The 20,110-nt window shown below is 65.0% G+C and carries 21 protein-coding genes; 10 read left to right on the top strand and 11 right to left on the bottom strand.

All coding sequences use genetic code 11. From position 1 onward, the window contains the following. Positions 1-1,453: 1,453 nt before the first annotated feature. The 7 genes from HNP02_RS25835 to HNP02_RS25805 all read right to left on the bottom strand — a co-directional run bounded on the left by HNP02_RS25835 (position 1,454) and on the right by HNP02_RS25805 (position 9,277). The gene (locus tag HNP02_RS25835) at positions 1,454-2,428 is read right to left on the bottom strand and encodes a response regulator transcription factor (protein ID WP_309241689.1); all 975 of its coding nucleotides are present in this window, start codon (positions 2,426-2,428) and stop codon (positions 1,454-1,456) included. Positions 2,429-3,222: 794 nt separating this feature from the next. Continuing rightward, complete coding sequence (locus HNP02_RS25830; RefSeq protein ID WP_184443431.1) at positions 3,223-4,392, bottom strand: lipid-transfer protein; 1,170 nt, start codon at positions 4,390-4,392, stop codon at positions 3,223-3,225. Further along, entirely contained in the window at positions 4,392-4,796 is a 405-nt protein-coding gene (locus HNP02_RS25825) for a MaoC family dehydratase (protein ID WP_184443429.1), read from the bottom strand. Before HNP02_RS25825 ends, HNP02_RS25830 begins: the two co-directional genes overlap by 1 nt. Further along, positions 4,793-5,800: a bifunctional MaoC family dehydratase N-terminal/OB-fold nucleic acid binding domain-containing protein gene (locus HNP02_RS25820; protein WP_184443428.1), complete on the bottom strand. Its 1,008-nt coding sequence runs from the start codon at positions 5,798-5,800 to the stop codon at positions 4,793-4,795. Before HNP02_RS25820 ends, HNP02_RS25825 begins: the two co-directional genes overlap by 4 nt. A 13-nt stretch (positions 5,801-5,813) precedes the next feature. Further along, positions 5,814-6,977 (bottom strand): acyl-CoA dehydrogenase FadE29, encoded by a 1,164-nt coding sequence (gene fadE29, locus HNP02_RS25815; protein WP_184443426.1) that lies wholly within the window; start codon positions 6,975-6,977, stop codon positions 5,814-5,816. Then, the gene (locus tag HNP02_RS25810) at positions 6,977-7,999 is read right to left on the bottom strand and encodes an acyl-CoA dehydrogenase family protein (protein WP_184443424.1); all 1,023 of its coding nucleotides are present in this window, start codon (positions 7,997-7,999) and stop codon (positions 6,977-6,979) included. Before HNP02_RS25810 ends, fadE29 begins: the two co-directional genes overlap by 1 nt. A gap of 27 nt (positions 8,000-8,026) precedes the next feature. Continuing rightward, a complete protein-coding gene (locus HNP02_RS25805; RefSeq protein WP_184443422.1) occupies positions 8,027-9,277 on the bottom strand; it encodes a cytochrome P450 in 1,251 nt (416 codons plus the stop codon). A gap of 121 nt (positions 9,278-9,398) precedes the next feature. Between HNP02_RS25805 and HNP02_RS25800 the strand changes: the two genes are divergently transcribed. Next, a complete protein-coding gene (locus HNP02_RS25800) occupies positions 9,399-10,562 on the top strand; it encodes a steroid 3-ketoacyl-CoA thiolase (RefSeq protein WP_184443420.1) in 1,164 nt (387 codons plus the stop codon). 53 nt (positions 10,563-10,615) lie between these two features. Here HNP02_RS25800 and HNP02_RS25795 read toward each other — a convergent pair whose 3' ends face one another. Next, a complete protein-coding gene (locus HNP02_RS25795) occupies positions 10,616-10,885 on the bottom strand; it encodes a hypothetical protein (RefSeq protein WP_184443418.1) in 270 nt (89 codons plus the stop codon). Between the two features lie 186 nt (positions 10,886-11,071). After that, positions 11,072-11,461, bottom strand: coding sequence for a hypothetical protein (locus HNP02_RS25790; protein ID WP_184443417.1), 390 nt, complete (start codon positions 11,459-11,461; stop codon positions 11,072-11,074). A gap of 11 nt (positions 11,462-11,472) precedes the next feature. Between HNP02_RS25790 and HNP02_RS25785 the strand changes: the two genes are divergently transcribed. Both HNP02_RS25785 and HNP02_RS25780 read left to right on the top strand, forming a co-directional pair. Continuing rightward, positions 11,473-11,928, top strand: a complete 456-nt coding sequence (locus HNP02_RS25785; protein WP_184443415.1) for a nitroreductase family deazaflavin-dependent oxidoreductase — start codon at positions 11,473-11,475, stop codon at positions 11,926-11,928. Between the two features lie 21 nt (positions 11,929-11,949). Beyond that, positions 11,950-12,417: a nitroreductase family deazaflavin-dependent oxidoreductase gene (locus HNP02_RS25780; protein WP_184443413.1), complete on the top strand. Its 468-nt coding sequence runs from the start codon at positions 11,950-11,952 to the stop codon at positions 12,415-12,417. Here the strand turns inward: HNP02_RS25780 and HNP02_RS25775 are convergent. Together HNP02_RS25775 and HNP02_RS25770 are read right to left on the bottom strand one after the other, a co-directional pair. After that, positions 12,405-13,310 carry an SDR family oxidoreductase gene (locus HNP02_RS25775; RefSeq protein WP_184443412.1) on the bottom strand — a complete coding sequence of 302 codons (906 nt, stop codon included), beginning with the start codon at positions 13,308-13,310 and terminating at the stop codon, positions 12,405-12,407. The two genes, HNP02_RS25780 and HNP02_RS25775, sit on opposite strands and share 13 nt — an antisense overlap. A 19-nt stretch (positions 13,311-13,329) precedes the next feature. Beyond that, on the bottom strand, positions 13,330-14,112 hold the full coding sequence (locus tag HNP02_RS25770) for an SDR family oxidoreductase (protein WP_309241687.1): 783 nt from the start codon (positions 14,110-14,112) through the stop codon (positions 13,330-13,332). Between the two features lie 68 nt (positions 14,113-14,180). On the opposite strand from HNP02_RS25770, the gene echA20 reads away from it, so the two are divergent. Genes echA20 through HNP02_RS25735 form a run of 7 tightly spaced genes read left to right on the top strand, consistent with a single transcriptional unit; the run spans position 14,181 to position 20,081 of the window. Then, entirely contained in the window at positions 14,181-14,936 is a 756-nt protein-coding gene (echA20, locus tag HNP02_RS25765) for a (7aS)-7a-methyl-1,5-dioxo-2,3,5,6,7,7a-hexahydro-1H-indene-carboxyl-CoA hydrolase (protein WP_184443408.1), read from the top strand. Positions 14,937-14,979: 43 nt separating this feature from the next. Then, on the top strand, positions 14,980-15,906 hold the full coding sequence (gene ipdA / locus HNP02_RS25760) for a cholesterol ring-cleaving hydrolase subunit IpdA (protein ID WP_184443406.1): 927 nt from the start codon (positions 14,980-14,982) through the stop codon (positions 15,904-15,906). Continuing rightward, positions 15,903-16,661, top strand: a complete 759-nt coding sequence (ipdB, locus tag HNP02_RS25755) for a cholesterol ring-cleaving hydrolase subunit IpdB (protein WP_184443404.1) — start codon at positions 15,903-15,905, stop codon at positions 16,659-16,661. Before ipdA ends, ipdB begins: the two co-directional genes overlap by 4 nt. Continuing rightward, entirely contained in the window at positions 16,658-17,719 is a 1,062-nt protein-coding gene (ipdC, locus tag HNP02_RS25750; protein ID WP_184443402.1) for a (3aS,4S,5R,7aS)-5-hydroxy-7a-methyl-1-oxo-octahydro-1H-indene-4-carboxyl-CoA dehydrogenase, read from the top strand. The genes ipdB and ipdC overlap by 4 nt, the downstream gene beginning before the upstream one ends. Positions 17,720-17,747: 28 nt before the next feature. After that, on the top strand, positions 17,748-18,638 hold the full coding sequence (locus HNP02_RS25745) for a hypothetical protein (RefSeq protein WP_184443400.1): 891 nt from the start codon (positions 17,748-17,750) through the stop codon (positions 18,636-18,638). A 46-nt stretch (positions 18,639-18,684) separates the two neighbouring features. Beyond that, positions 18,685-19,344, top strand: coding sequence for a SatD family protein (locus tag HNP02_RS25740; RefSeq protein WP_184443398.1), 660 nt, complete (start codon positions 18,685-18,687; stop codon positions 19,342-19,344). Further along, on the top strand, positions 19,341-20,081 hold the full coding sequence (locus HNP02_RS25735) for a hypothetical protein (RefSeq protein WP_184443397.1): 741 nt from the start codon (positions 19,341-19,343) through the stop codon (positions 20,079-20,081). The genes HNP02_RS25740 and HNP02_RS25735 overlap by 4 nt, the downstream gene beginning before the upstream one ends. The last annotated feature ends 29 nt before the right edge of the window (positions 20,082-20,110 follow it).

Here is a 20,110-nt window from a genome sequence, read left to right as displayed (position 1 = left end):
CCGCATTTGCCATCTCCCGGCTTCGAGGAGTCGGTCGTCGGCCATGAAGGGAGCCGGGCGCCTGAGGTCATTCACCGCCCGAGGTTCCACCACCGGAGCTCCCCTCAGAACCACCACCGGAGCTCCCCGCGGAACCACCACCGGAGCTCCCCGCGGAACCACCACCGGAACTCCCCGCGGAACCACCACCGGAGTCCCCCGTAGAACCACCACCGGAGTCCCCCGCGGAACTCGCATCCGTTCCACCTGCTGGTGACGACGGAGGATCGGGACTCGGCGGATCCGGTTCCGGCACCGAAACACTGGGCGGATCCGGTGCGGAAACCGGAGCTTCGACAGACACCGAGACAGGAACCTCGGTAGGAGCCGGAGCCGCGGGTTCGACAGATGCCGGGGCCGCGGATTCGACAGATGCCGAGACCGCGCCTTCGACGGGCGCCGAAACGGGAGCCTGAGCGAATCCCGAGACTGGAGGGTCCGGGGCCGCCAAATTCTGGGCTTCGATTGGAGTGAACTCCGGAGCCGCGACAAGTGCCGAGACTTGCGTCTCGGGTGACGGCGCGGTTGGAGCGAGCGGGATGCCAAGGGACACCGCCAACTTCGGGAAGACGTTGGTGATGAGATCCCGCAGTCCGTCGCCACCCGCGAGACTTGGCGGGTTCTGCTCCAAGAAGTCGAGCAACAACATCAAGGCCGGCCACAGGTCCCCGGGAACATCGGACGATCCGCCACCCCCGCCACCCCCGCCACGTGAGACACTCGGAAAGCTGTGCCTCAGAGGGCCCAGCGAGTCGAGGAGTTGAAGCGACCTCACCACATTCGGCAACCCGTAGGTCATCGCCAGGTCTAGTAACCCGTCCGCCCCGAAGCCCGGGAAGTCGTGGTTCAGCGCAACCAACTTCACCATGTCCGCCAATTTCAGCGTGAAAGAACCCGAGTTCTTGTAGCTAAGGAACTTTGCGCCGGCCACCTTCTGGGAATCCGACGATGACTCGTGGTTGGGCGGGAATGGGTAAAGGAGATTCGGTCCATCCGGTAGTGGGTAGAGCGAGACACTGAAGGCGAGGCCACCTGCGACGATAGCCGCACCAACAACGCGATTGGCGGGACGCTCGGACGGACCACCATGCCGTCGCTTCTGGGGCAGCGGCGTCCAGAAGCGCGAAGGCCATGTCTGGCCGCGCATTAGCTTGCACTCCTTGAGTGCGGTGGCACGGTCAGCCTGCGGCGGCGAACCTGGCTACCGTCACTCGACGCGCCGAGGCGAAGGAGGCGCGCCCGGACGAGCCCGCGAGCGGGCGGGCTTCGCCATGTCGTCAGCAACCAGTCCGGCCGCGTTTCCCGCAGAGCTGCGTCAACGCTCCTGAAGCAACGGGATTGAGCCAACTCATATCGCACCGATTCACTATCGACCCCGCCCTGCCCGGCCGTATATGGACCGTCGGAGCCATCTTCAGACCAGCTCGGTGCCTAGGCCCTTCGCGTTCAGCTCGGTGTACTGAAATGAGCGCGAGACCGCCACCGCCTGAGCCCGCGTGCTGACCCCGAGCTTTCCCAGGACACTGTGCACGTGGTTCTTCACCGTGTGCAACGCGATACACAGCCGGTCTGCGATGTCTCGATTCGACAGACCTATCTCCAACATCCGCAGGATCTGGATCTCACGTGCTGTCAGAACTAGTTCCCTCGCCTCCGGCTGCCGCTGCGCAGCGAGCGCCGACAAGCGTTTGAGCAGGATTGCGGAAACCTTTGGCGAGCAAAGGGACTCTCCGTCGTAGACCTTGGAGATCAGGTCAAACAGGTCGCTGAGCGACTCGGTTCGCAGATGGTAGCCGGCAACGCCCGCTTCAGCGCACGCGACGATCTCCGATTCATCGTCCTCGGAAATGCCGACAACGATCACCTTTGCTTGCGGGCATGTCTCCCGTAGCGAATTGAGCAGTGTCACGTTCTCGCTGGAGAGCATGTTCAACAGAACGATGTCCGGAGTGGCTACGTCCGCCGAAGCGCGCAACGACGGCACATCCCAGGCGAGCGCCGGCACGGAATTGCCGTTGACGGCGAAGACCGCGGCTAGATTCTCGCGTTGAAGCGTGCAGCCGTCGAGGATCAGAATTTTGGCATCAGGACGCTGATGACTGGATTCCACTACCCCCGGTAGGTGTCCAATTTGCGAAATCGGTCGAGTGGACGGAGCGGTTCGACCATCCGGATCATACGTGCGCGACCGTGACGCCGACAGTTGTTCGCGTACAAGACCATTGGACGGAGCCCTCGGGTCCCTATGCGCCATCGGCGGGCAGTCGGTTGGAATGACGCAGGACACCGGGCCCGGAATCGGGTGATTCCCGAGGTCGCTGGACAGGCTGATGGTCGGAACGCCATCGAGGGGTCTTCGGACTCCTCGTAAAATGTCCTCGGGAATCACTCCAGAGACAGTGCGTTCCCCCATTTCAGTCGCACACCGCAGGCGCACCATTGATTGCCTCCCCCCATTGATTGAATTGATTCGCGTCGTTGATGATGGCGATCTTGCCTTTGGTCGCTACCACCCCTTGTCCATAAGGGGCACAAAGCAGTGACCGAGTCGGCACTGGTGCCCTCGGCACTCCCTCATCGCCGGTAGGCAGGTTGGCGCCTGCGCTAGCACCGGCCCTCCTCCGACGCCCCCACATTCCGTCCTTTGCTGTCGAGCTTGGCTAATGTTAGGCCTTTGCCAAAAGTGCCGTCAACGGTTAAGTTCGCGCGCACCAGTCAGAGATTCCCTGCGAAACTAGTTGGTGTCGGGACCCTTCGGAATCCGTTGGACGTTTCCCCTGTTAGGAGCGATATCAAATACTTCGAGCATCGTGCAGGTGAGTTTTCGGTGGCGTCATTTTGCTGTACTGGGGTTTCGCTGAGTAAACAATCTTCACGCCCGTAAATCCGACCAAAGGTACGAACGGGAGGTCGCTGGCTTAGGTCAGCCGGTGCCGCGGTCATGATCACGCCGTTGGCTGCCGCCAGCGAATAGATCGATCTTGATATTCAATGACAAACAGTTTGCTGGAGCGTTCTAACTCCGCCCTCAACACGACGAGCGCCGGGTGCCCGCGGTGGGCCACCGTCGAAGTAGCAGGTTTCAAATCGGCGCCGTTCGCGGTCACATCCCGCGGCGAGAGCCACGTCATCTGTGCCGCTAGTCTTCAGGCCTGGAAGCCTCGTCCGAGCCTCCTTGCCACCTCAACCGAGGATGAGGCCCGAGGTAGGCACGCCCGTTCCGGCCGTGACCAACACGTGCTCCACATCGGGCACCGGGTTGACCGACGTCCCGCGCAACTGGCGCACGCCCTCGGCGATGCCGTTCATGCCGTGGATGTAGGCCTCACCGAGCTGGCCGCCGTGGGTGTTGATGGGCAACCGTCCACCGACCTCGATGGCGCCATCGGCGATGAAGTCCTTGGCCTCGCCCCACCCGCAAAACCCCAACTCCTCCAACTGGATCAGGGTGAACGGCGTGAAGTGGTCATACAGGATCGCGGTCTGGATGTCGGTGGGCTTCAAACCGGACTGCGCCCACAGCTGCTTGCCGACCAGGCCCATCTCGGGCAGCCCGTCGAGCTCGGGCCGGTAGTAGCTCACCATCGAATACTGATCGGGGCTGGCGCCCTGCGCTGCCGCGTCGATGACGGCGGGCCGGTTCTTCAGGTCCTTGGCCCGCTCCGCCGACACGATGACGAGGGCGACGGCTCCGTCGGTCTCCTGGCAGCAGTCCAGGAGCCGCAGCGGTTCGGCGATCCACCTCGAGTTCTGGTGCTCCTCAATGGTGATCGGCTTCTCGTAGAAGTACGCCTTCGGGTTCTTCGCCGCGTGCTTGCGGTCGGCCACGGAGACGGCGCCGAAGTCCTTGCTGGTCGCACCGGAGAGGTGCATGTAGCGCTTGGCAATCATCGCCACTTGTGCAGCGGGCGTTGACAAGCCGTGCGGATACGAGAAGGAGTTGTCGACACCGGTCGAGTCGGCATTCTCCACCAGCCGGGTCTGCACCTGGCCGAACCGCATGCCCGAGCGTTCGTTGAACGCGCGGTACGCCACCACGCAGTCCGCGACGCCGGTAGCGACCGCGACAGCCGCCTGCTGCACGGTGGCGCATGCCGCGCCGCCGCCGTGGTGGATCTTGGAGAAGAACTTCAAATCCCCTATGCCGGTGGCCCTCGCGACGGCGACCTCGGTATTGGAGTCCATCGTGAACGTCGTCATGCCGTCCACGTCGGCGGGTGTCAGACCCGCGTCGTCGAGCGCATCGAGCACCGACTCGGCAGCAAGGCGCAACTCGCTGCGGCCAGAGTTCTTCGAGAAGTCGGTGGCGCCGATCCCGACGATCGCTGCCTTTCCGGACAGTTCACCTGGCATCAGGCTGTCTCCCCAATCGTCACCGTGGCAATGGCGATGACGTGATCACCAAGGCTGTTGCTGCCCACGATCTTCAGTGTGATCAACCCGTCCTGCACAGCCGTCACCTTGCCGTTGAACGCGACGGTGTCGTAGGCGTACCAGGGCACGCCGAGCCGCAGCCCGATCGTCTTGATGACGGCGTTGGGTCCGGCCCAGTCGGTGATGTAGCGCTGTACCAGGCCGGTGTCGGTGAGGATGTTGACGAAGATGTCCTTGGAACCCTTCGCGTGCGCCTTGTCCCGGTCGTGGTGCACGTCCTGGTAATCGCGGGTGGCGATGGCGGTCGAGACGATGAACGTCGGGTCGCCGTAGAGCTTGAGCTCGGGCAGCTTGGCTCCGATCTCAATGGCAGGAGCGCTCATTTGGCGGGCTCCCATGCGTACAGCGTCCAGGCCGGGCCGACGTCATTGGCCGGGAAGTCGATATACGTTGCGCGAACGGGTAATCCGATCTCCACCTTTGCGGGATCGATACCACGCAACTCACCGAGCATCCTGACACCTTCCTCGAGTTCGACCAACGCAATGACGAACGGCAACGTGCGACCGGGCACCTTCGGGGCGTGGTGCACGACGAAGCTGAACACCGTGCCCTCACCGCTCGCGACGAGATAATCCGACTCCGCTACTTCATCTTTGGCGTCCAGCCACAGGGCAGGAACCGGCGGGTGTTGCAGGCTGCCGTCCTGTCGCTTCTGAAGCCGCAGTTCGTGCGCGCTGACACCGTCCCAGAAGAACTTGGTGTCCCGTGACGAGGAGGGCCGCATCATCGAGTCGGCGTCCAAGTCATCGGGCACCGGCGCAACCGCTGACTGGTCCTTGTCAGCTGGAATGAACTTCATGATGCGCCACATCATCTCGGCGACGTCTTCGTCGCCGACCTGCCAGCTGATCTTCTGGGTGATGAAGAACGCCTCGCCGAGCGCAGTCTGCTTGGGCCCGACCACGTCGGTCAGCTCTGCCGCGACGCTGACCTCCTCGCCGGGCCGCAGGTACCGGTGGTAGGTCTGCTCGCAATTGGTCGCGACCACGCCGATATACCCTGCGTCGTCGAATAATTCGAGGATCTTGCTCAGCGGATCGTCGTCGGGGCGGACGCCGCCGAGACCCATCATCGTCCACACTTGAATCATCGCCGGTGGGGCGACGACGCCGGGATGACCGGCCGCCTTGGCCGCGGACTCGTCGACATAGATGGGGTTCTTGTCGCCGATGGCGTCGAGCCAGTGATCGACCATCGGCTGGTTCACTGGGTGGCGACCGACCCGCGGCTTGCTGCGCCCCTCGGCCTTGACCCGCTCCGCCGCCTTCTGGATGTCCTCGACCGCAGCCGTCTGCTCTTCGCGCAAGCGCTCATCACCACTCATGAGACTCCGTTCTTCACCTTGGCACCCGGGGAACCTTCAGGCCCGACGCCGCGATCATCTCGCGCATCACCTCGTTGACACCGCCGCCGAACGTGATGACGAGATTGCGCTTGGTCTGGCTGTCGAGCCACTCGAGAAGCTCGGCGGTTTCCGGGTCGGCCGGGTTGCCGTGAGCACCGACGACCGCCTCGGCGAGCCGCCCGATGTACTGAATGCGCTCGGTGCCAAACACTTTGGTTGCCGCCGCGTCGGCGACGTCGATGTTCTCCCCGGATGCCGCCACCTGCCAGTTCAGCAGCTCGTTGATGCGCCACATGGCCTTGATCTCGCCGAGCGAACGCTTGACGTCGTCATGGTCGAGCGGGGTGTCCCCGGAACTGCCCGGCTTGGACGCCCACGCGTGGATGCGGTCATAGATGGAGGCGACCCGCCCGGCGGGACCGAGCATCACTCGCTCGTTGTTCAGCTGGGTGGTGATCAGCCTCCAGCCGCCGTTCTCCTCGCCGACGAGCATGTCGGCCGGTACCCGCACGTCGCTGTAGTAGGTGGCGTTGGTGTGGTGCGCACCGTCGGACAGGATCATCGGCGTCCAGCTGTAGCCGGGGTCCTTCGTATCGACGATCAATATCGAAATGCCCTTGTGCTTCACGGCTTCCGGATCGGTCCGGCATGCCAGCCAGATGAAGTCGGCGTCATGACCACCGGTGGTGAAGACCTTCTGCCCGTTGACGACGTACTCGTCGCCGTGACGGATCGCGGTGGTACGCAGCGACGCCAGATCGGTGCCTGCGTCGGGTTCGGTGTAGCCGATCGCGAAGTGCAGCTCACCGGCGAGGATGGCGGGCAAGAACTTCTTCTTCTGCAGGTCGCTGCCGAACTGCTGCAGGGTCGGCCCGACGGTCTGCAGGGTGACCGCAGGCAGCGGCACGTCGGCTCGCTGTGCTTCATTGACGAAGATCGACTGCTCGATGGGGCCGTACCCGAGACCGCCGAATTCCTTGGGCCAGCCGACGGCGAGCTTGCCGTCCGAGCCCATCCGCTTGATGACCGTGCGATAGGCCTCGTTGTGGCGATCGGACTCCATCGCCTTGGCTTCTTCGGGGCTGATCAGGTTCGAAAAGTATTGCCGCAGTTCAGCTTGCAGCTGGCGCTGCTCTGGGGTCAGTTCGATGTACATTACGCTCCCACCAAAGTCGAGGCCCCGAGAAGTGTCAGCCGGTGCTCTTGCCCGCCGAGCAGACGGGTCAGGTCCTTGATCGTCGAGTAGTAGCGGTCCATGGGGTAGGCAATGTCCATACCCATGCCGCCATGCAAGTGGTGGCAGAGCTGCATAACCGGCGGCGCCTGCGACGTCACCCAGTACCCGAGCACGTCGATGTCCTCGTTGGCGTCACGACCTTCGGACAGACGCCAGATCACCGATGTCGACGCCAGCGCAATGGTGCGCGACACGATGTACACCTCGGCGAGCTGCGCGGCAACCGTCTGGAACGTCGACAGCGGCTTGCCGAACTGCTCACGAGTGGCCACGTAGTCGGCCGTCAGCCGAAGCGCGCCCGCGACGAGACCGGCAATGAAGGCCCCCGTCGTCGCCAACACCAACTGATTGACCCGGCGAACGTCGGCCCCGGCCAAGACGTCCGAATCGGCAACCGCCACACCGTCGAACGTGATCACGTACTCGTCGGAGTGGTTGGACGTCGGGGTCTTCGTCAACGTCACGCCTGCGGCCCTCTGCGACACCACGACGACACCGCCGTCGGTGGTCACCACGAGCCAATCCGCAAGCTCTGCATACGGAACGCCGACCTTGGTGCCGGTCAGCTTGCCGCCAGACAGCGTCACCTTCGGACGATCGGGCAACGAGGTGCCCGGCTCGTTGAGCGCCGCCGACAACACACCGCCCTTGGCCACTCCGGCCAGGAAGCGGTCCTGTTGCTCGTCGGAGGCCAGGTCGACCAGTGGCACCAGGCCGAGGCCGAGGGTCGCAAGCGCGGGGCTGACCGTGCCGTGCCTGCCGATCTCGGTGAGCGCCGTGGCGACCTCCGGAAGGCCGAGGCCGTCACCGCCGAGCCGCTCGGGAACGCCGAATGCGTTCACCCCGCCGTCGACCAGCGCCTGCCAAGTGTTGTCCCTGCCGAGCGCAGACGTCACTACGTCGGCGACGGCCTGCTGCCCCTCGTCTGGGGTGAAGTCCACCCGAATCCTCCTTGATTCCTGGGATTTTCAGCGCAGGCTGGCGCTGGCGCCGGTGTAATCGACCTGCCAGTGCTTGATGCCGTTCAGCCACCCCGACCGTAGCCGCTCGGGCTCGCCAACGGACTTGAGATCCGGCATGTGATCGGCGACCGCGTTGAAGATGAGGTTGATCGTCATCCGCGCGAGGTTGGCGCCAATGCAGAAGTGCGCACCCGACCCACCGAACCCGACGTGGGGATTCGGGTCGCGAAGGATATCGAATGTGTGGGCGTGTTCAAAAACGTCTTCGTCGAAGTTGGCCGAACGGTAGGACATCACCAGCCGCTGGCCCTTCTTGATCTGCACGCCGGCCAATTCGGTGTCCTCGTTGGCGGTGCGCTGGAAGGCCGACACCGGAGTGGCCCAACGGATGATCTCGTCAGCAGCGGTCGTCGGGCGCTCCTTCTTGTACAACTCCCACTGATCCGGATTGCTCGCCAACGCGATCATGCCGTGCGTGATCGAGTTGCGAGTGGTCTCGTTGCCCGCCACCGCGAGCATGATCACGAAGAAGCCGAACTCGTCGTCGGAGAGCTTCTCTCCGTCGATGTCGGCCTGGATCAGCGCCGTCACGATGTCGTCGGTCGGGTTCTTGCCCCGCTCGTCGGCCATCGCCATCGCGTACATGATCACTTCCATCGACGACTGCGCGGGATCGACGTCGGCGAACTCGGGATCCTCGCCGCCGGTCATCTCATTCGACCAGCGGAAGAGCTTGTCGCGGTCGTCCTGGGGCACGCCGAGCAGGCCTGCGATGGCCTGGAGCGGCAGCTCGCACGACACCTGCTCGACGAAGTCGCCGGAGCCCTCTGCCGCTGCGGCCTTCACGATGTTCTGGGCGCGCTGGGAAAGCTCCTCCTCCAGCCGGCCGATGGCCCGGGGCGTGAACCCGCGGGAGATGATCTTGCGCAGCCGGGTGTGGTGCGGCGCGTCCATGTTGAGCATGACGCTGCGCTGCATCTCGACCATGTCGCGCTTCATCTCTTGCGGCCACACGGGGATGGCGCCGTTCTCCCAGCTGGAGAAGACGTCACTGCGACGCGACACCTCCTTCACGTCGGCGTGCTTGCTGACCATCCAGTAGCCGTGGTCTTCGAAGCCGCCGCAACCGCTGGGAACCGAGACCCAGTAGATGGGCTCGGACTTGCGCAGCTCGGCCAGTTCCGCAACGGGCAGACCGGCGAGGTTGACATCGGGATCCAGGAAGTCGAAGTCAGCCGGGATTTTCAGGGGTGCCATAGGTACGCGCTCCTCAATTGCAACGTGTTCTAGTGCCAGTAAAACATGGCTTCACCGCAGATCAAAGGCGTGGGCACTTCGTAGCTTGTCAGACTTATGAAACGTGTTCTAGCCTGGCGGAATGGGTAACCCTGTCATCGTCGAAGCCACCCGCAGCCCGATCGGAAAGCGCAATGGCTGGCTTTCTGGCCTGCACGCCACCGAACTTCTCGGTGCCGTCCAGAAGGCTCTCGTGGAAAAGGCCGGCATCGACGCCGGCGAGGTCGAGCAACTGATCGGCGGCTGCGTCACGCAGTTCGGCGAGCAGTCCAACAACATCACCCGCGTGGCCTGGCTGACCGCGGGTCTGCCCGAGCACGTCGGCGCCACCACCGTGGACTGCCAGTGCGGGAGCGCCCAGCAGGCCAACCACCTGGTGCATGGACTCATCGCCGGCGGGGCCATCGACATCGGCATCGCCTGCGGCATCGAGGCGATGAGCCGGGTCGGCCTCGGCGCCAACGCCGGACCGGACCGGTCGATCATCCGGGCGTCGTCGTGGGACATCGACATGCCCGACCAGTTCACCGCCGCGGAGCGGATCGCCAAGCGGCGCGGCATCACCCGTGAGGAGATCGACGCCTTCGGCTTCGCCTCCCAGCAGAAGGCCAAGGTGGCCTGGGCCGAGGGCCGGTTCGACCGAGAGATCTCGCCGATCGTCGCGCCCGTGCTCGACGAGAACAAGCGGCCGACGGCCGAGCTCGCACCCGTGACCCGTGACCAGGGCTTGCGCGACACCACCCTCGAGGGCCTCGCGCAGCTGAAGCCCGTCATGGAGGGCGGGATTCACACCGCGGGCACGTCGTCGCAGATCTCCGATGGCGCAGCTGCGGTGCTCTGGATGGACGAGGACGTTGCCAAGGCGCACGGTCTGAAGCCACGGGCCCGCATCGTCAGCCAGGCGAACGTCGGCTCCGAGGCGTACTACCACCTCGACGGCCCCGTGCAGTCGACCGCCAAGGTGCTGGAGAAGGCCGGGATGAAGATGGGTGACATCGACATCGTCGAGATCAACGAGGCCTTCGCTTCTGTGGTGCTGTCATGGGCCCGCGTGCACGAGCCGGACATGGACCGCGTCAACGTCAACGGCGGCGCGATCGCGCTCGGTCATCCGGTGGGCAGCACCGGCGCCCGCCTCATCACCACGGCGCTGCACGAGCTGGAGCGCAGCGACAAGAGCACCGCACTCATCACCATGTGTGCTGGCGGCGCGCTTTCGACGGGCACCATCCTCGAGCGGATCTAAGGGGTCAGCGCTGGGCCTTGCCACCAACGGCACTGGCGGCCAGCGCTTCTCGCTTACTTCACCCCGAAGAACCGGTCCACCCTGTTATCGAACCGGGTCCCCTCGCCAACGCCGAATCGACCCTGGACGCGGTCGAAGAAGGTATCGGCGCGTTGGAGGTGGGTTTGGATGTGATTGCAGATCATCATGTGCGGATGCGTGCAGGAATGGACTGTATCGGCTTGGGCCGTACCTGAGCCGAGGCCCAAACCTACCGCAGCCACGGCTGTCGCCATCGCGGCGGTGCCCGCAAATTTGTTGATCGTTGCGAATCGAGTAGTCATGATCACTCCTTTTTGGAATCTACTTCTCGAGTCACCCGACCTATTCTGTTTACGAGTTGTGCCACTGTCTGGTTCAAAGCAGAATCGCAGGAAATCTAACGTTGTCTTGCTTCAACAACGGCCGCCGCTGCAAGCGCAGTGATTCGATTAGCTAAACACTCTCAGGGTTAACACGTCGGCTAGAACCTAGCGCTGGATGCGCGGGCGAATCCGCGCCCGAATGTGGTGGATCTTGCCGTCGCTCGCGGGGATCAGGAACGTCTCGTCGACCTGGGCAACGACACGGCGTCCGGCGACGTTCAGCTTGGTGACGACGGTGAACGTCGCGTGTACCTCGTCGCCGTCGACGGCGAAGTCACGGTCTGTGGTCGCCGCGATGATGCGGTACTGGGGGCCGCGATTCAGGCTGCGCCGCAAGTGATCTCCGGAGAATCCGGTCTTGAAACCCACCTCGATGCGGACGCAGTCGGTCGCGAACGGCACCGAATCACCGTCGTGGTTGGCGAGCGCGTCGATGTAGGCGTCGGCCGCGGCGATGCGGTCCGAATCCGAAACTGTGTTCACGGGGCTGAGCATAGGATGACCCCATGCCAAACTCACGTCCCAAGTACATGGACACCGCGTTCGGCGACTTCGTCGTCAAGTGGATGTCGCGCATCAACACCTTCATGTACAAGCGCAACAAGGGCGAGGGTCTCGGCGGCAACTTCCAGGGCATTTCGGTCGCACTGCTGACCACCACCGGCCGCAAGTCCGGCGAGCCGCGCGACAGTCCGCTGTACTTCCACCGTGACGGTGACAAGGTCATCGTCGCGGCCTCAAAGGGCGGCAGCGACAAGCACCCGATGTGGTACCTGAACCTCAAGGCCGATCCCAAGGTGAAGGTCCAGATCAAGGATGAGATCTTGCACCTGACCGCGCGCCACGCCAGCGAGGACGAGCGCAATCTGTACTGGCCCAAGCTGGTCGAGATGTACCCGACGTACGACGACTACCAGTCCTGGACCGAGCGAAGGATCCCCTTGGTGGTTTGCGAGCTCTGAGTCGCGGCAACACGCCAAGGCATGTCCCGCGAGCGTCCGATCCGCAATTCGAAGCTCGTTGCGCTGCTGCTGAAGTACTTCGCACGCGCGCACATCTGGGTCTATCAGCGCACCAACGGACGCCTGGGAGCGAAGCTGCTCTGGTTTCCCGCCGCGCTGCTGACCACGGTCGGTCGCAAGAGCGGGCAGTCGCGCATCACCGCGACGCTATATCTACGCGACGGCGACCGCGTCGTGTTGCCCGCGTCGTTCGGCGGTCGTGACCGCGACCCACTCTGGTATCTCAACCTGAAGTCGGATCCCAAGGTGCACCTGCAGATTCGTGGTGAGCACCTGGACATGACCGCGCGCGACGCGACCGACGAGGAGCGGCGGCGCTACTGGCCGCCGCTGATCAGGATGTACCCGCCGTACAAGGGTTACCGGGATGCGACCGATCGGGTGATCCCGCTGGTGGTGTGTGAACCCATCGCCGGTCAGGCGCCATAGACCGGCAGTGGGGTGCGTGACTTGGCCAGCAGGTCCGCGACGACCGGGCCGAGTTCGGCCGGAGCCCATCGCGCACCCTTGTCCGCCTCCGCGCCACGTGCCCACCCCTCGGCGACCCGCACGATGCCGCCCTCCACCTCGAACACCCTCCCGGTCACGTCCTTGGCCTCGGCACTGCCCAGCCACACCACCAGCGGTGAGATGTTCTCGGGCGCCATCGCGTCGAAATCGGAGTCCTGCGTCGACATCATGTCCGCGAAGACCGTCTCGGTCATCCGGGTACGCGCCGACGGTGCGATTGCATTGACGGTGACGCCGTAGCGGCCCATCTCCGCGGAGGCGACCAGCGTCAAGGCTGCGATGCCCGCCTTGGCGGAGCTGTAGTTCGCTTGTCCCACACTGCCTTGCAGGCCCGCGCCGGAACTGGTGTTGATGATGCGGGCGTCGGGAGTATTGCCAACCTTGGCCTGCGCGCGCCAGTAGGCCGCGGCGTGCTTCATGGTGGCGAAGTGCCCCTTGAGGTGGACGGCGATGACGGCGTCGAATTCCTCTTCGCTGGTGTTGGCGAACATCCGGTCCCGCACGATGCCAGCGTTGTTGACCAGGACGTCGAGACCGCCGAACGCGTCGACCGCGGTCTGGATCAGGCCTTCGGCCTGTGCCCAATCGGCGACATTGGCTCCGCTGGTGACGGCTTCGCCACCCGCAGAGGTGATTTCGTCGACGACGCCCTGCGCAGCGCTACCACCACCGGCGGGCGAGCCGTCCAGGCCGACGCCGATGTCGTTGACCACCACACGTGCACCCTCGGCGGCGAACGCCAGTGCATGGGCGCGTCCGATTCCGCCGCCTGCGCCCGTCACGATGACGACGCGGCCGTCGAGCAGTCCCATATCCGTATGTCTCCCTTGCCTATTTGATGTCTGCGGTCGTGGTGGCCAGGTAGTGCGGCGGCTCGCCGCCGCCATGCACCTCGAGTGATGCGCCGCTGATGTAGGAGGCCGCGTCGGACGCCAGGAACGCCGCGGCCCAGCCGATGTCGGTCGGCTGCGCGAGCCGTCCGAGCGGGACGTTCTTCGAGATCGCGGCGATGGAGTCGGCGTCACCGTAGAACAGCTCGGACTGCTCGGTCTCCACCATGCCGACGACCACCGAATTCACCCGGACCTTCGGTGCCCATTCGACGGCAAGTGTGGTGGTGATGCTCTCCATGCCCGCCTTGGCGGCACCGTAGGGTGCGGTGCCCGGGGTGGGCCTGCGGCCGCTGACACTGGTGATGTTGACGATCGAGCCGCCGCCTGCCTGCTGTTGCATGACCGCGTTCGCATGCGTCGAGACCGACAGCGGCGCAAGCAGGTTCAACTCGATGATCTTGGTGCTGAACCTCGCCGATGACTCGGCGGCCAGCACGTAGGGCGATCCGCCCGCGTTGTTCACGACGACGTCGAGCCGGCCGTGCTTCGCCACGATCGCGTCGACGAGCGCCTTGACCGCGTCGTCGTCGCGGACGTCGCAGGCATGGAATTCGTACGGCAACCCCTCGACGGGGCGGCGCGCGCATGTCACGACGGTCGCGCCCTGGGCGGCGAACACCGCGCTGATGCCTGCGCCAACCCCGCGCACGCCGCCGGTCACCAGAACGACCCGACCGCTCAACTGAAAGTTGAACGGAGCACTGTCAGCGGCGTCGGTCACTGTGCTAGCGTACCAAGCAAGTGCTTGCTTAGGTAGCCAGCCCAATCTCGGAGCCCACTGGAGTACTCGTGACCATCACCACCAAGACCGTGGAACCGGGCATCGTCTCGGTCACCGTGGACTACCCACCGGTCAACGCCATTCCCTCGCGCGGTTGGTTCGAACTCGGCGATGCCATCACCGCCGCGGGCCGCGACCGCAGCACCCACGTGGTCATCCTTCGCGCCGAGGGCCGCGGCTTCAACGCGGGCGTCGACATCAAGGAGATGCAGAACACCGAGGGCTTCACCGCGCTCATCGACGCCAACCGCGGCTGCTTTCACGCGTTCCGCGCGGTGTACGAGTGCGAGGTGCCGGTCGTCACGGCGGTCAACGGCTTCTGCGTCGGCGGCGGCATCGGACTGGTCGGCAACTCCGACGTCATCGTCGCCTCCGACGATGCCAAGTTCGGCCTGCCAGAAGTCGAGCGCGGCGCGCTCGGCGCGGCCACGCACCTGTCGCGGCTGGTGCCGCAACACATGATGCGACGGCTGTTCTTCACCGCCGCCACGGTCGACGCGGAGACGCTGCATCACTTCGGCTCCGTGCACGAGGTGGTGCCACGCGCCGAGCTCGACGAGTCCGCACTGCGGGTAGCCCGCGACATCGCATCCAAGGACACCCGGGTGATCCGGGCCGCCAAGGAGGCACTCAACTTCATCGACGTGCAGCCGGTCAACGCCAGATACCGGATGGAACAAGGCTTTACGTTCGAGCTCAACCTGGCCGGGGTGTCCGACGAGCACCGGGACGCGTTCGCGGGAACCGACAAGGGAGCGAAGTGACGGGGATGATTCGGCGGGCACGAGCGAAGCGAGCGGGGAAGAAGTGACGGACAAGAGGACCACGCTCGAAGAGGCTGTCTCGTCGATCGAGAGCGGCATGACCATCGGCATCGGAGGGTGGGGTTCGCGGCGCAAGCCCATGGCGTTCGTTCGAGCGCTGTTGCGCACCGACGTCACCGATCTCACCGTCGTCTCCTACGGCGGGCCCGACGTCGGGCTGCTGTGTTCCGTCGGCAAGGTCAAACGCCTCTACTACGGCTTCGTATCGCTGGATTCGCCACCGTTCTACGACCCATGGTTCGCCAAGGCCCGCACCACCGGCGCCATCGAGGCGCGCGAGATGGACGAGGGCATGCTGCGCTGCGGGCTGCAGGCGGCAGCGCAACGCTTGCCGTTCCTGCCGATCCGGGCCGGGCTCGGCAGCGACGTGCGCGCATTCTGGGGCGACGAGCTCAAGACCGTGACGTCGCCGTACCCCACCGATGGTGGCTTCGAGGAGCTCGTCGCGATGCCCGCGCTGACGCTGGACGCTGCGTTCGTCCACCTGAATCTGGGTGACGCTTCTGGCAATGCGGCGTACACCGGCATCGATCCCTACTTCGACGATCTGTTCCTGATGGCCGCGGACCGGCGGTGCCTGTCGGTCGAGAAGGTGGTGCCAACTGAAGAGTTGGTTAAATCGGTTCCGCCGCAAGCATTGCTGATCAACCGGATGATGGTCGACAGCGTGGTCGAGGCACCCAACGGGGCTCACTTCACCACCGCTGAGCCGGACTACCATCGTGACGAGAAGTTCCAGCGGCACTATGCCGAGGCCGCGGGCTCCGACGAATCGTGGGGCGCGTTCTACGCCACGTACCTGGCCGGCGACGAGGCGGATTACCAAGCCGCGGTGCGGAAGTTCACTGCGGACGCGAGGAGCAATAAGGATCAAGCGAACACAGCCGCCGCAAAGGAGGCGTCCAAGTGATTTCAGTGACCCGCGCCGAGGTGTGCGCTGTCGCCTGTGCCGAACTGTTCCGCGACGCCGGCGAGATCATGGTCAGCCCGATGGCACCCATGGTGGCCATCGGCGCCCGATTGGCCCGGTTGACGTTCTCCCCCGACATCCTGCTCACCGACGGTGAGGCCCGACTGCTGGCCGACACTCCGCCGATGGGCGCCACCGGGGCGATCGAGGGCTGGATGCCATTCGGTCGCGTCTTCGAGACCCTGGCCTGGGGCCGCCGGCACGTCGTGATGGGCGCCAACCAGATCGACCGCTGTGGCAATCAAAACCTGTCGGCGTTCGGGCCGATCCAACACCCGAAGCGGCAGATGTTCGGCGTCCGGGGTGCACCGGGCAACACCATCAACCACGCCACCAGTTACTGGGTGGGCAACCACTCCGCGCGGGTGTTCGGCGGGTCCGTCGACGTCGTATCCGGCATCGGCTGGGACAAGGTGGATTCCGGCAATCCGGCATACCGTTTCGTCAACGTGTACCGCGTAGTGACCAACCTCGGCGTCTTCGACTTCAACGGGCCAGACCACCAGATGCGGGCAGTGTCACTGCATCCGGGTGTCGAGGCCGGGCAGGTCGCCGAGAACACGGCCTTCGAGGTGCACGACCTGGACTCGGCCGAGACCACACGCCTACCCACCGGCGACGAGCAGAAGCTGATCCAGGAAGTCATCGACCCGGGGGGGCTTAGGGACCGAGAAGTGAAAGCAGTCAAGTCGTGAAACTGCGCACTCCGCTGACCGAGCTGATCGGCATCGAGCATCCCGTCGTGCAGACCGGCATGGGCTGGGTGGCGGGTGCACGCCTGGTGGCTGCGACGTCGAACGCGGGCGGTCTCGGCATCCTCGCCTCGGCAACCATGACGCTCGACGAACTCGCGACCGCGGTGACGAAGGTCAAGGCCGCCACCGACAAGCCGTTCGGCATCAACATCCGTGCCGACGCGGGCGATGCGAACGACCGGATCGAGCTGCTGATCCGCGAGGGCGTGAAGGTTGCCTCGTTCGCGTTGGCACCGAAGCCGGAACTGATCGCGCGGCTGAAAGAGGCTGGCGTGGTGGTCATTCCGTCGGTCGGCGCGGCCAAGCACGCGAAGAAGGTCGCGGGCTGGGGCGCTGACGCGGTGATCGTGCAGGGCGGCGAGGGCGGCGGCCACACTGGGCCGGTCGCGACCACGCTGCTCCTGCCTTCGGTGCTCGACGCGGTGGACATTCCGGTGATTGCCGCGGGCGGCTTCTTCGACGGCCGCGGCCTTGCCGCCGCGCTGTCCTACGGCGCCGCGGGCGTCGCGATGGGCACGAGGTTCCTGCTGACGTCGGACTCGACCGTGCCCGACTCGGTCAAGCAGCGCTACCTGGATTCCGCCTTCGACGCGACCGTGGTGTCGAAGCGCGTGGACGGCATGCCGCACCGCGTCCTCCGCACCGGACTGGTCGAGAAGCTGGAGAGCGGTTCGCGGGCAAGGGGTTTCACCGCAGCGATACTCAACGCGCAGAAATTCAAGAAGATGTCGGGCATGACCTGGCGGTCGATGATCCGCGACGGGCTGGCGATGCGCCACGGCAAGGAACTGACCTGGTCGCAGGTGGTCATGGCGGCCAACACGCCCATGCTCCTCAAGGCCGGGCTGGTCGAGGGCAACACCGAAGCCGGCGTGCTGGCCTCGGGTCAGGTCGCGGGCATCCTCGACGATCTGCCGTCGTGCGCAGAGTTGGTTCCTGCGATCGTTGCCGATGCCATCAAGCACCTGCAGAGCGCGGTCTCCTTCGTCGTCGACTGACAGCTTCCCAAGGTAACGTGGCTGACCCATGAGCGACGGCACCAGTCCTTCGGACCTGCGCCAGAGCAGTGTGCAGCGGCTCCAGGAACGCTACCGACGCTTGGCGGAGACCAGGCGCTTGCGGCCCGTTGCGGCAATCGTCGCGCGCTTCAACGACATCGACGGCGGCATGTTGGGCGCCATGGTGTCCGTGCAGCTGTTCACCACCGTCATCCCCTTGATGATCATGGGCTTTTCCTACATGAGGGGATTCGCCGACAACGCCAGCCCTGGCACGCTGGTCATCCGCGAGCTCGGTCTGGTCCGACCGGCGGCCGACCACGTGCGCGAAGCGTTCGGACACTCGTCCGCCCTGAAGTCCAGCTGGACGTTTCTCGGGGTCGCAGGCTTCCTGATCTGGGGCATCCCGATGGGCATCATGATCGCCGGGATATTCGCGAAGGCCTGGCACCGCCAGCAGTTCGGACTCGCCAGCAGGTTGTGGCGCGGATTGGCCTGGTTCGCGCTGTACCTGACGATGATCGGCCTGCGCGACCGGATCGCGTTCGGCGGCGATCACCACGCAGGGATGCGGATGGTTCGCTTCGTGGTCTCCCTGTTGCCGGTCTGGATCTTCTGGTCGCTCACCCCGGCCCTGCTGGTCCGCGACGGCGGGCGCGGCCGCAACTACCTGATGCTCGCGGGTCTTGCCGGTGTGGTGATCGACGGGATCGTGCTGCCGCTGGGATCGCGCTGGCTCTTCCCGCCCCTGCTCGACGGTTGGGACGAGCTCGGCCCGATCGGCGTGGCGATGGCGTTGCTGACCTGGTGCGGTGCGGTGGGAACGGGCTGGGTCGTCACGGCGTGTGTCGGCGCCGTCCTGTGGGAACGCTATGCACCCTCCAAGACCGTGGTGGAGTCCCAGACCGACGAGTCCTGATGAAGCTTATAGTTTCATTTTGCGATAGTGAAGCTATAGTCTTCATATGACAAAGATGAAGCTCTTGCCTTCATCGAAGGTATCTTCAAAGGCGACGTTGATCGGGGACGTGGTCGGTTCACGCGACGCCGTCGACCGTCGTGCCCTGCATCGTGACGTGACCGCGGCGCTGACCGTCGTCGCCGATGACGCTCTGGATGCCCCGGCCTTCACCGTCGGCGACGAGTTTCAGGGCACCTACCCGACCGTCGGCATGGCGATCGCCGCCGCGCTGTCGATTCGACTGTCGCTCGCCCCGGCCGTCGACATCCGCTTCGGCATCGGCTGGGGCCCGACCACCGTGCTCGACCGCGACACCGGGATCCAGGACGGGCCGGGATGGTGGGCGGCGCGCGAGGCGATCGAATGGACCGCGACCGCTCAGAAGCAAGCCGGCCTCGCGCTGGTGCGCACGTCGTACCGGACCGCGGACCCCGCCGGGCCCGCCGTGGATCCGATCAACGCCGCGCTGATGTGTCGGGACCACATGCTTGGATCGCTCGATGAACGGTCCATCCGCATCCTGAGAGGTCTCGTGCACAACCAGTCCAAGAAGGAACTCGCCGACGAGGAGGGCATCAGCGCCTCGGCCGTGTCCCAACGCGCGGGTCGCGACGGGTTGGACCTCATCGTGACCGCGTCGCAGTACCTTTCGGGTATTCGATGAGCGCACTGGCCGTGCTGCTCGTCGCGGTGGGGATCGGCGACGTGTGTCGTCGCCTCGTCGGCATCCGGTGGTTGTCGACCGTGGTGGCATTGGTCGTCATCGCGGCATGCGTACCGCTCGGTGCGTTGTGGCATCTCGGCGACGTGCCTCTGCTCGTCATCGCCGCCGTGACGAGCGTCGGCTGGTTGTTGCTGTGCGGTCGCGCCGAGCGCATGGGCACCAACCAGGCCTTGCCCCTCGCGGTGTTCGGCGCGGGGGTCGCGCTGCTGATCCTGTTGTCCGGGTGGGGATCCGACGTCGGTGGCCTCATCGGACGGTGGTCGACGTGGGCCGGTTTGTTCGGCAATCACCCGGTCGATCCGAATCGGTTACTGATGATCGTCGGCGTGGTGCTGATACAGCTGGCGACGGCAAATCAGTTGGTGCGCCTGGTACTTGGTTCGGTGGGCGCGGTCAAACCGGTCGGTCAGCCGCAGCCGTCCGACCGGCTCAAGGGTGGCCGCCTGCTCGGCCCGATGGAGCGGCTGCTCATCCTCGGGCTTGGCCTCGGCGGACAGCTCACGATGGCGACCGCCGTCGTCGCGGCCAAGAGCATCATCCGGTTTCCCGAGATCACCGCGCAGAGGGACAAGAACGGCACGCCAGGGCTTGGCATCGATGACGTCACCGAGTACTTCCTGGTCGGCAGCTTCGCCAGCTGGATCCTGGCGTTCGCGGGCTTGGCCCTCGTGCACTAGAGCCGCCATTTGTGCATCTGGCGACGCAC

It is taken from the genome of Mycobacterium sp. AZCC_0083, assembly GCF_014202335.1.
Taxonomy (GTDB): Bacteria; Actinomycetota; Actinomycetes; order Mycobacteriales; family Mycobacteriaceae; genus Mycobacterium.
The sequence above is the reverse complement of the archived record's forward strand: the minus strand, read 5'-3'. Positions and strand labels throughout refer to the sequence as shown.

Bases quoted from the DNA above. Each gene is read 5' to 3' on its own strand.
- HNP02_RS25830 (WP_184443431.1), bottom strand. From the start codon at position 4,392: ATGCCAGGTGAACTGTCCGGAAAGGCAGCGATCGTCGGGATCGGCGCC.
- HNP02_RS25825 (WP_184443429.1), bottom strand. From the start codon at position 4,796: ATGAGCGCTCCTGCCATTGAGATCGGAGCCAAGCTGCCCGAGCTCAAG.
- HNP02_RS25820 (WP_184443428.1), bottom strand. From the start codon at position 5,800: ATGAGTGGTGATGAGCGCTTGCGCGAAGAGCAGACGGCTGCGGTCGAG.
- fadE29 (WP_184443426.1), bottom strand. From the start codon at position 6,977: ATGTACATCGAACTGACCCCAGAGCAGCGCCAGCTGCAAGCTGAACTG.
- HNP02_RS25805 (WP_184443422.1), bottom strand. From the start codon at position 9,277: ATGGCACCCCTGAAAATCCCGGCTGACTTCGACTTCCTGGATCCCGAT.
- HNP02_RS25800 (WP_184443420.1), top strand. From the start codon at position 9,399: ATGGGTAACCCTGTCATCGTCGAAGCCACCCGCAGCCCGATCGGAAAG.
- HNP02_RS25795 (WP_184443418.1), bottom strand. From the start codon at position 10,885: ATGACTACTCGATTCGCAACGATCAACAAATTTGCGGGCACCGCCGCG.
- HNP02_RS25790 (WP_184443417.1), bottom strand. From the start codon at position 11,461: ATGCTCAGCCCCGTGAACACAGTTTCGGATTCGGACCGCATCGCCGCG.
- HNP02_RS25785 (WP_184443415.1), top strand. From the start codon at position 11,473: ATGCCAAACTCACGTCCCAAGTACATGGACACCGCGTTCGGCGACTTC.
- HNP02_RS25780 (WP_184443413.1), top strand. From the start codon at position 11,950: ATGTCCCGCGAGCGTCCGATCCGCAATTCGAAGCTCGTTGCGCTGCTG.
- HNP02_RS25775 (WP_184443412.1), bottom strand. From the start codon at position 13,310: ATGGGACTGCTCGACGGCCGCGTCGTCATCGTGACGGGCGCAGGCGGC.
- HNP02_RS25745 (WP_184443400.1), top strand. From the start codon at position 17,748: ATGAGCGACGGCACCAGTCCTTCGGACCTGCGCCAGAGCAGTGTGCAG.
- HNP02_RS25740 (WP_184443398.1), top strand. From the start codon at position 18,685: ATGACAAAGATGAAGCTCTTGCCTTCATCGAAGGTATCTTCAAAGGCG.
- HNP02_RS25735 (WP_184443397.1), top strand. From the start codon at position 19,341: ATGAGCGCACTGGCCGTGCTGCTCGTCGCGGTGGGGATCGGCGACGTG.